This window comes from Nocardia sp. NPDC058497 (genome assembly GCF_042720195.1).
Lineage (GTDB): Bacteria > Actinomycetota > Actinomycetes > Mycobacteriales > Mycobacteriaceae > Nocardia.
The window spans coordinates 1-8,629 of the sequence record NZ_JBHXMY010000235.1 but is presented as its reverse complement, the minus strand read 5'-3'; the positions used below and the strand labels follow the sequence as shown (position 1 = coordinate 8,629).

Genomic DNA, 8,629 nt, shown 5'->3' with positions numbered 1-8,629 from the left:
GGCCCACCTCACGGTCGCGGTCCCCGGCGCCGGGGGGGGCCCGCCCCGCCGCCCCCCCCCCCGCGGGGCCGCCCGCCCTCGCCAGCCCCCGCGTCGTCGCCGCGCTAGCGCTGGGTGCTGCCCGCGTCGATGGGCAGCGTCACCGCGGTGATGTAGCGGCCCTCGTCGGAGGCGAGGAACAGGGCGGCGTTGGCGATGTCGACCGGTTCGACCCACGGGATCGGGAGCATGTTCATCGACACGGCCGCCTCCGCGAATTCCTCGCGGGTGGGATGTTCACGGTCGGGCCGGAACACCTTGCGCACCATGTCGTTCTGGATCATCGGGGTGTCGACATTGGTCGGATGGACCGAGTTCACCCGGACATGATGCGGGGCGAGCTCTTTGGCGAGTGAGCGCATCAACCCGACCACCCCGTGTTTGGCGGCGGTGTAGTGCGCGACGCCGACAAGTCCGCGCAGTCCCGCGATCGAGCTGGTCAGGATCATCGCGCCACCGCCACGGCTGATCAGGTGCGGGGTGGCGGCCTTGCAGGTCTGCCACACGCCGGTCAGGTTGACGTCGATCATGGTCTGCCACTGCTGCTCGGTGAGGTCGAGCGCGCCACCGCTGGAGCTGATTCCGGCGGTGGCGCAGACGATGTCGAGGCCGCCCAGTTCCGCGACACCGGCGTCGACGGCGCCGCGCAGTGCCGCGCCGTCGCGGACGTCGACGGTCGCGGCGACGATCCGTGCGCCCGTCGCCTCGACGGCGCGCACGGTCTCGGCGAGGTCGTCGTGGGTCGCGCCGGGCGACACGACAGTCTCGACCGGTCCGCAGATGTCGACCGCGATGATGTCGGCGCCCTCCTCGGCCAGCCGGATCGCCTGGGCGCGGCCGATGCCGCGCGCGGCGCCGGTGATGAGGGCGATCTTGCCCGAAACCCGTCCCATGTCACACCTTCTGAGTCAGTCCGGCATCCACCACGAGCTGGGTTCCCGTCACGTAACGGGACTCGTCGGATGCGAGGAAGAGCACGGCATTGCTGATGTCGACCGGGTCGACCCACGGCACCGGCAGCAGCGTGCGGGCGGCCAGCGCCTCGGCCGCGTCCTGCTGGGTCGGGTTCGGCAGGTCGGGCCGGAGTTTGGCGTAGACCGCGTCGTTGAGGATCATCGGCGTCGCCACCGAGCCGGGATGCACCGTGTTGACGCGGATTCCGCGCGGGCCGAGTTCGTTGGCCAGGGTGCGGGCGAGCCCGACCACGGCGTGCTTGCTCGCCGAATAATGCGAGGCGGTGGCGGCGCCGGTGATGCCGTTGGTGGAGCTGACGATCACGATCGAGCCGCCGTCGCTCAGCGCCGGGACACCGGCGCGCACCGTGTGCCACATGCCGGTGAGATTGATATCCATAGTGCGCTGCCAGGCATCGTCCGACAGCTCCCAGGACAGGCCGAGGTCACTGTAGATCCCGGCGTTGGCCACGATCACATCGAGGCGGCCCAGCGCGGCGACCCCGTCGGCGACGGCCACGTCCAGCGAAGCCTGGTCGCGCACATCGGCCACCGCGGTCACGCACAGGCGGCCCGTGGCCTCGACCTCCGCCGCGGTCTGCGCCAGTTCGGCGGCCGCCGGCTCGATGTCGAGGGCGATGATGTCGGCGCCTTCCTCGGCCAGGCGGCGGCAATGGGCGCGGCCCATCCCGCCGGCCGCGCCGGTCACCAGCGCGACGGTGTTCTGCATGCGGTTCATCGGGCGCCCCCGGCAGGTCGAGTGTCCACGACGCCGACGCTAGGGTCGCCGCCCGGCGCGTCCGACCTGGTCTTCCCGGTCAGTGGGCAATGCGCGGCGATCTCCCGTCCACCGGGAGCCACCGGCCACGGGACCCCGCGGAGCTGCGACGGTAGCCCGCACACCGGCTCTGTGATCGAGGAGGACACCAGTGACGAGGGCGACTGTCGACGTATCCCGCGGCTCGCGGGTGGTGACGCTGCGCGTGGCGGCCGTGATCGAGGAGACCGCGGACGCGCGCACGCTCGTGTTCGACGTGCCCGACCACGTCGCCGACCGGTTCGCCTACCGGCCCGGCCAGTTCCTCACGCTGCGCATCCCGAGCGAGCAGACCGGGCCCGTCGCGCGCTGCTATTCGCTGGCGAGCTCACCGTTCACCGGTGAAGCGCCGCAGGTAACGGTCAAGCGCACGCCCGGCGGCTACGGCTCGAACTGGCTGTGCGACAACATCTCCGTCGGCGACACCCTCGACGTGCTGCCCCCGCTGGGCACCTTCACCCCGGCGTCCCTCGACACCGATCTGCTGCTGTGGGCGGCGGGCAGCGGCATCACCCCGGTGATGTCGATCCTGCGGTCCGCCCTGGCCCGCGGCTCGGGCCGGGTGGTGCTGTTCTACGCCAATCGCGAGCAGGAGTCGGTCATCTTCGCCGGGGCCTTGCGCGAGCTCGCCGCCCGGCATCCGGGCCGGGTGAGCGTGGTGCACTGGCTCGAATCGCTGCAGGGCCTGCCGAGCACCGCCCAGCTGGCGGAGTTCGCCGCGCCGTACGCGACCTACGAGTCGTTCGTGTGCGGGCCGGGCCCGTTCATGTCGGCGGTGACCGAGGCGCTGGCCGGGGCCGGGTGGCCGCGCGAGCGCGTCACCACCGAGGTGTTCGTCTCGCTGTCGGGTGATCCGTTCGCCGAGCCGGAGCCGATCGATCCCGCCGACACCGAGGACGCCGCCCACGTCGAGGTGGAGCTCGACGGCACCGTGCACGCGCTGAGCTGGCCGCGCTCGCGCACCCTCGTCGACGTCATGCTGGCCGACGGCCTCGACGTCCCCTACTCCTGCCGCGAAGGCGAATGCGGTTCGTGCGCGTGCACCGTCGTCGACGGCGAGGTCGCCATGACCAACGCCGCGATCCTCGATCAGGAGGATATCGACGCGGGCTACGCCCTGGCCTGCCAGGCCCGTCCGTGCACGGACAAGGTCCGCATCCGCTTCTGACCGAGAGGTGTTCTGTGGCAACCGATACCGCCCGATCCGAGGTCGGGTTCGGCTCGGACCGTGGCCCCGTGCTCGCCTCGCTGATGCTCGCCACCGGACTCGTCGCGCTCGATTCGACGATCCTGGCGACCGCGGTGCTGTCGATCACCGACAACCTCGGCGACTTCGCGCTGTTCCCCTGGCTGTTCACGAGCTATCTGCTCGCCCAGGCGGTGACGGTGCCGATCTACGGCGCGCTCGCCGACACCTTCGGCCGTAAGCCGGTGATGCTGTTCGGGATCGCGGTGTTCGCGCTCGGCTCGCTGCTGTGCGGGCTGGCAGGCAGCATGCTCGCGCTGATCGTGTTCCGCGCCGTGCAGGGCATCGGCGCCGGTGCGATCCAGCCGACGACCATGGTCATCGCGGGTGATCTGTACACGCTGGCCGAACGCGCCACGGTCCAGGGCTATCTGGCCGGGGTGTGGGCGGTGGCGTCGGTCACGGGGCCGCTGCTCGGCGGCCTCTGTGCCGACTACTTCGGCTGGCGGTGGATCTTCCTGGCCAATCTGCCGCTGGCCGTACTCGCCGCCTGGATGCTGGTGCGCAACTTCCACGAGTCCGTGCCACGGCGGCACCGCAGCGTCGACTACGCGGGCGCCGTGCTGCTCACGCTCGGCGCGGGCGCGCTGGTCCTCGGCCTGCTCGAAGGTGGCCGCGCCTGGGCCTGGGGTTCTCCGGCCGGTCTGGCCGTCTTCGCCTGCGCCGCACTGTCGCTCACGCTGTTCGTGGTGGTGGAATCGCGGGCCGTGCGACCGATTCTGCCGCTGTGGGTGTTCACCCGGCGGGTGGTGATCGCGAGCAGTGTCGCCGCCATGCTGGGCGGGGCACTGCTGTTCGGGTTCACGACCTATGTGCCGATGTTCAATCAGGGTGTGCTCGGCTCCAGCGCGCTGGTCGCCGGGGTCGTCACCGGTGCGCTCACCCTCGGCTGGCCGTTGGCCGCGGCCAGGGCGGGAAAGGTGTACCTGCGCTACGGGTTCCGCACCTGCGCGGTGCTCGGCAGCTCCGTCGCGGCGATCGGTGCGGCGACGACCCTGCTGCTCGACGAGAACTCGGCCCTGTGGCAGGTCGCCGTCTCGTGTTTCGTGGTCGGCGCCGGCATGGGCTTGGTGGCGACACCAACGCTCATCGCGGCACAGACCAGCGCGGAGTGGACCGAGCGCGGTGTCGTCACCTCGGCGAACATGTTCGCGCGGTCACTGGGCAGCGCGGTGGGGGTCGCCGTGTTCGGTGCGATCGTCAACGCGCGACTCGGTGGCGTGGAGGCGCCGTCGCCGCAGACGTTGTCGGCCGCCGTGCAGCTGGTGTTCGCGACCATCGCGGCGATGACCGTGGTGCTGGTGGCGGCGTGCGCGGCGATTCCCGGCCGGGCCGCGCAATTTCCTGCCCATCCAGCGGGAAGGCCAGGCCCGTTGCGCCGTCTCGAGTATGAGCATGGGGTGGCATCACCAGACGAGAAGAGGGAGCCAGGATGCTGACAACCAGCATGCGCGCCGAGCTCGCCGCCGAACTGGCGCGGGCGGAGCAGGATCGGGTGGCCGTGTCCCCCATCGCCGACCGGTATCCGGGCATCGACGTCGTCGACGCGTATGAGATCCAGCTCCTCAATATCCGGCGCAAGCTGGATGACGGCGGGAAGATCGTCGGCCACAAGGTAGGGCTGTCGTCGAAGGCGATGCAGGAGATGATGGGCGTCGACGAGCCCGACTACGGTCACCTGCTCGCCGAGATGGAGGTCTTCGAGGACGTTCCCGTCGACACCGCCAAGTACCTGCTGCCGCGCGTGGAGGTCGAGGTCGGGTTCGTGCTCGGCGCCGACCTGCCCGGTGAGGACTGCACCGAGGCCGACGTGCTGGCCGCGACCGTCGCCTACGCGCCCTCGATCGAACTCATCGACTCGCGCATCACCGACTGGAAGATCGGCCTGGCCGACACCATCTCCGACAACGCCTCCTCGGCCGGTTTCGTGCTCGGCAAGCAGCGCGTCGCGCCCGGCGACATCGACATCAAGGCCATCGACGCCGTGCTCACCCGAAACGGCGAGGTCATCGCCGAGGGCCGAAGCGACGCGGTGCTCGGTGATCCGGTGATCGCGGTCGCGTGGCTGGCGCGCAAGGTCGCGACCTTCGGGGTGCGGTTGAAGAAGGGCGACATCGTGCTGCCCGGTTCCTGCACCCGCGCCATCGACGCCCGCCCCGGTGACGAGTTCCTCGCCGAGTTCACCGGACTCGGTTCCGTCCGTTTGCGTTTCAGCTGAACCAGACTTCCCAAGGAGTACACCGTGACCAGCAAAGTCACCGCCGCGATCGTGGGGTCCGGCAACATCAGCACCGATCTGCTGTACAAGCTGCTGCGCTCGGACAAGATCGAGCCGCGCTGGATGATCGGCATCGACCCGGATTCGGAGGGGCTCGAGCGGGCGCGCGGGCTGGGTCTGGAAACCTCCGCCGAGGGCGCGGACTGGCTGCTCGCCCTCGAGGAGAAGCCGGATCTGCTGTTCGAGGCCACCTCCGCCTATGTCCACCGCGCGTACGCGCCGAAGTACGAAGCCGCCGGCATCCGCGCCGTCGACCTCACCCCGGCCGCGGTCGGCCCGGCCGTGATCCCCCCGGTGAACCTGGACTCGCTGCGCGACGCGGCGAACGTCAACATGATCACCTGTGGTGGTCAGGCCACGATTCCCATGGTGGCGGCCGTGTCGCGCGTCGTGCCCGTCGCCTACGCCGAGATCGTGGCGTCGGTGTCCTCGGTATCGGCCGGACCGGGCACTCGCGCGAACATCGACGAGTTCACCAAGACCACCTCCAAGGGTGTCGAGACCATCGGCGGCGCGCAGCGGGGCAAGGCCATCATCATCCTGAACCCGGCCGAGCCGCCGATGATCATGCGCGACACCATCTTCTGCGCCATCCCCGAGGACGCCGATCGCGACGCCATCTCCGAGTCGATCTTCCGGATGGAGAAGTCCATTCAGGAGTACGTGCCCGGCTACCGGCTGCTCAACGATCCGCAGTTCGACGACCCGTCGGTGATCTCCGGTGGCATGGCGAAGGTGTCGATCTTCGTCGAGGTCGAAGGCGCGGGCGATTTCCTGCCGCCGTACGCGGGCAACCTCGACATCATGACGGCCGCGGCCACCAAGGTCGGCGATGTGCTGGCCGATCAGATCCTCTCGGCTCGGGTGTAAGGAGATTCGACCATGAACAACATCCTGCGGCCCTTCTCGGGCGAATTCGATGTGCGCGTCACCGATACTTCGCTGCGTGACGGCTCGCATCACAAGCGCCACCAGTTCACCGTGACCGAGGTTCGTGACATCGTCGGCGCGCTCGACGCGTCCGGTGTCCCGGTCATCGAGGTCACCCACGGTGACGGCCTGGCCGGGTCCTCGTTCAACTACGGTTTCTCCAAAACCCCTGAGCAGGAACTGATCAAAGCCGCCGCGGAAACCGCCAAGCAGGCCAAGATCGCCTTCCTCATGCTGCCCGGCGTCGGCATCAAGGAAGACATCAAGATCTCCCAGGACAACGGCGCGTCCATCTGCCGGATCGCCACACACTGCACCGAAGCAGACGTCTCCATCCAGCACTTCGGCTACGCCCGCGATCTCGGCCTCGAGACCGTCGGATTCCTGATGATGGCCCACTCCACCACGCCGGAGAACCTGGCCAAGCAGGCCCGCATCATGGCCGACGCGGGCTGCCAGTGCGTCTACGTCGTCGACTCCGCGGGCGCCCTCGTCCTCGAGCAGGTGTCGGACCGCGTCTCTGCCCTGGTCGCCGAACTCGGTGACGACGCCCAGGTGGGCTTCCACGGCCACGAGAACCTCGGCCTCGCCGTGGCGAACTCGGTCTACGCCGTGCGCGCGGGCGCCACCCAGATCGACGGCTCGGCTCGCCGCTTCGGCGCGGGCGCGGGCAACCTGCCGGTCGAAGCCTTCATCGGCGTCTGCGACAAGCTCGGCATCAAGACCGGCGTCGACTTCTTCGCCGTCACCGACGCCGCCGAGGACGTCGTCCGCCCGGCCATGCCGTCGGAATGCCTCCTCGACCGCCAAGCCCTCATGATGGGCTACGCGGGCGTCTACTCCAGCTTCCTCCGCCACGCCGAACGCCAAGCCGAACGCTACGGCGTCTCCGCCGCCGAAATGCTCGTCCGCGCAGGCAAGCGCAAACTCGTCGGCGGCCAGGAAGACCAACTCATCGACATCGCCCTCGAACTCCAGCGCGAAGCCTCCGCCACCGGTATCGGTTGAGGGGGTTCGAGAATGTGCTCGGGGTCGAGTTGGGTGGGCGGACCTGGGTGGGGCCGGAGCAGATCGAGGTACGGCGGGACGAGGGGGATGAGATGGATGTCTGGCTCGATGTCGTTGTCGACGGGTTCGCTCATCCGGATGACGATGGGAGCCCGTCGCATGAGGAGTTTCCTCGTGAGGCCATTGCCGAGGTGATGCGAGACATGGCTTCCGCCAATGACACCCGTCGCTACATCGCCTATCGCGAGGGGGAACCGGCCGGTGGTGCGAGCATGCGCGCCGATGGTGGTATCGCGGCTCTCGCGGGTGCCGCGACGCTGCCCGCCCACCGCAGGCGGGGCGTCCAGACAGCCCTCCTGTCCGCTCGCCTGACCGAGGCGGCGGCAGCGGGTTGCGACCTCGCGGTGATCACCACTCAGCCCGGATCGAAGTCGCAACAGAATGCTCAGGGCCGAGGGTTTTCCCTGCTCTACACCCGCGCGCTGCTCGTCAAGGAGGTCTGACCCGGCGGATTCGGAGCAGCCCATCGCGCACCTGTGCTCATGTGCGAGTGGGTCCCGATCCTGTCCGCGGACTGGTCCGAGGCGAGTGTCCTCGGATTTCGGCCAGCTGGTGGTCGGCTACGTGGCCGGCCGGCCCGGTGGTGGACCCCGCACGATGCGAGCAGCACGAATTCGATGTCACAAGGCGCTGACAACCTGCGCAACCCGGGTCGCCCGTTCGGCCGGGGAGGTGGCCTTGAGGATGGGCAGGAACAGCCGGTACTGGTCGGAGCGGCCGAGGGCTGCGTAGGCGGCGCGGGCTTCAGGCGCGGCGGCAAGCGCGGCGACGAGGTCGGCGGGAGTCTCGGCGGTGCGCTGACGCTCGTAGGCACCCGCCCAGCGCCCGTCGGCCACGGCTTCTTCGATCACCGCATACCCGGCGGACCGCATCCGCCCGGCCGCGATGAGCGCCTCGGCCTTGGCGACATTGACCTGCGACCACGGGCTGCGCGCCCGCCGCGGGGAGTATCGCTGCAGGTAGTGGTGGGCATCGAGCCCCCGGCGATGACTATCGATCCAGCCGTAACACAAAGCACCATCCAAGGTTTCGGTGATCGTCACCGACGGCGAAAGCGCACCCTTCTTGGCGATCCGCACCCAGACCTCACCCGCGGTGTCGTGATGGGTGGCCAGCCACGATTCCCAGTCGCTCGCCTCGGCGCAGGTGATGTAGTCGATGTTCATACGAACCATGATCCGCCGCAAAGTGCTCACCGAATGAGCACTTAAAAAACCGATCGCGGCCGCGCCCAGTTTGGGGGGCCCCCAACCCGGGACAACAAACCACACGGGGAGGGGTGGTGTGGGGGGGAAAAT

The 8,629-nt window shown here is 69.3% G+C and carries 9 protein-coding genes; 6 read left to right on the top strand and 3 right to left on the bottom strand.

Going from position 1 to position 8,629, the window contains the following annotated elements:
• Positions 1 to 104 precede the first annotated feature (104 nt).
• Both ACFWPJ_RS17265 and ACFWPJ_RS17260 read right to left on the bottom strand, forming a co-directional pair.
• A complete protein-coding gene (locus ACFWPJ_RS17265) occupies positions 105 to 932 on the bottom strand; it encodes a mycofactocin-coupled SDR family oxidoreductase (RefSeq protein WP_378852434.1) in 828 nt (275 codons plus the stop codon).
• Position 933: 1 nt separating this feature from the next.
• Positions 934 to 1,731: a mycofactocin-coupled SDR family oxidoreductase gene (locus ACFWPJ_RS17260; protein ID WP_378852432.1), complete on the bottom strand. Its 798-nt coding sequence runs from the start codon at positions 1,729 to 1,731 to the stop codon at positions 934 to 936.
• Positions 1,732 to 1,921: 190 nt separating this feature from the next.
• On the opposite strand from ACFWPJ_RS17260, the gene ACFWPJ_RS17255 reads away from it, so the two are divergent.
• From ACFWPJ_RS17255 to ACFWPJ_RS17230, 6 genes are read left to right on the top strand one after another with little or no spacing between them, the layout of a single operon-like run.
• On the top strand, positions 1,922 to 2,977 hold the full coding sequence (locus tag ACFWPJ_RS17255; RefSeq protein WP_378852430.1) for a 2Fe-2S iron-sulfur cluster-binding protein: 1,056 nt from the start codon (positions 1,922 to 1,924) through the stop codon (positions 2,975 to 2,977).
• Positions 2,978 to 2,991: 14 nt separating this feature from the next.
• Positions 2,992 to 4,494 carry an MDR family MFS transporter gene (locus tag ACFWPJ_RS17250; RefSeq protein ID WP_378852428.1) on the top strand — a complete coding sequence of 501 codons (1,503 nt, stop codon included), beginning with the start codon at positions 2,992 to 2,994 and terminating at the stop codon, positions 4,492 to 4,494.
• The gene (locus ACFWPJ_RS17245) at positions 4,488 to 5,273 is read left to right on the top strand and encodes a 2-keto-4-pentenoate hydratase (protein WP_378852426.1); all 786 of its coding nucleotides are present in this window, start codon (positions 4,488 to 4,490) and stop codon (positions 5,271 to 5,273) included. The genes ACFWPJ_RS17250 and ACFWPJ_RS17245 overlap by 7 nt, the downstream gene beginning before the upstream one ends.
• A gap of 24 nt (positions 5,274 to 5,297) precedes the next feature.
• Positions 5,298 to 6,203, top strand: a complete 906-nt coding sequence (locus ACFWPJ_RS17240) for an acetaldehyde dehydrogenase (acetylating) (protein ID WP_378852424.1) — start codon at positions 5,298 to 5,300, stop codon at positions 6,201 to 6,203.
• 12 nt (positions 6,204 to 6,215) lie between these two features.
• The gene (dmpG, locus tag ACFWPJ_RS17235; RefSeq protein ID WP_378852422.1) at positions 6,216 to 7,271 is read left to right on the top strand and encodes a 4-hydroxy-2-oxovalerate aldolase; all 1,056 of its coding nucleotides are present in this window, start codon (positions 6,216 to 6,218) and stop codon (positions 7,269 to 7,271) included.
• Positions 7,272 to 7,285: 14 nt separating this feature from the next.
• The gene (locus ACFWPJ_RS17230) at positions 7,286 to 7,774 is read left to right on the top strand and encodes a GNAT family N-acetyltransferase (protein WP_378852420.1); all 489 of its coding nucleotides are present in this window, start codon (positions 7,286 to 7,288) and stop codon (positions 7,772 to 7,774) included.
• Between the two features lie 177 nt (positions 7,775 to 7,951).
• Here ACFWPJ_RS17230 and ACFWPJ_RS17225 read toward each other — a convergent pair whose 3' ends face one another.
• A complete protein-coding gene (locus tag ACFWPJ_RS17225; RefSeq protein WP_378852419.1) occupies positions 7,952 to 8,497 on the bottom strand; it encodes a YdeI family protein in 546 nt (181 codons plus the stop codon).
• Positions 8,498 to 8,629 lie beyond the last annotated feature (132 nt).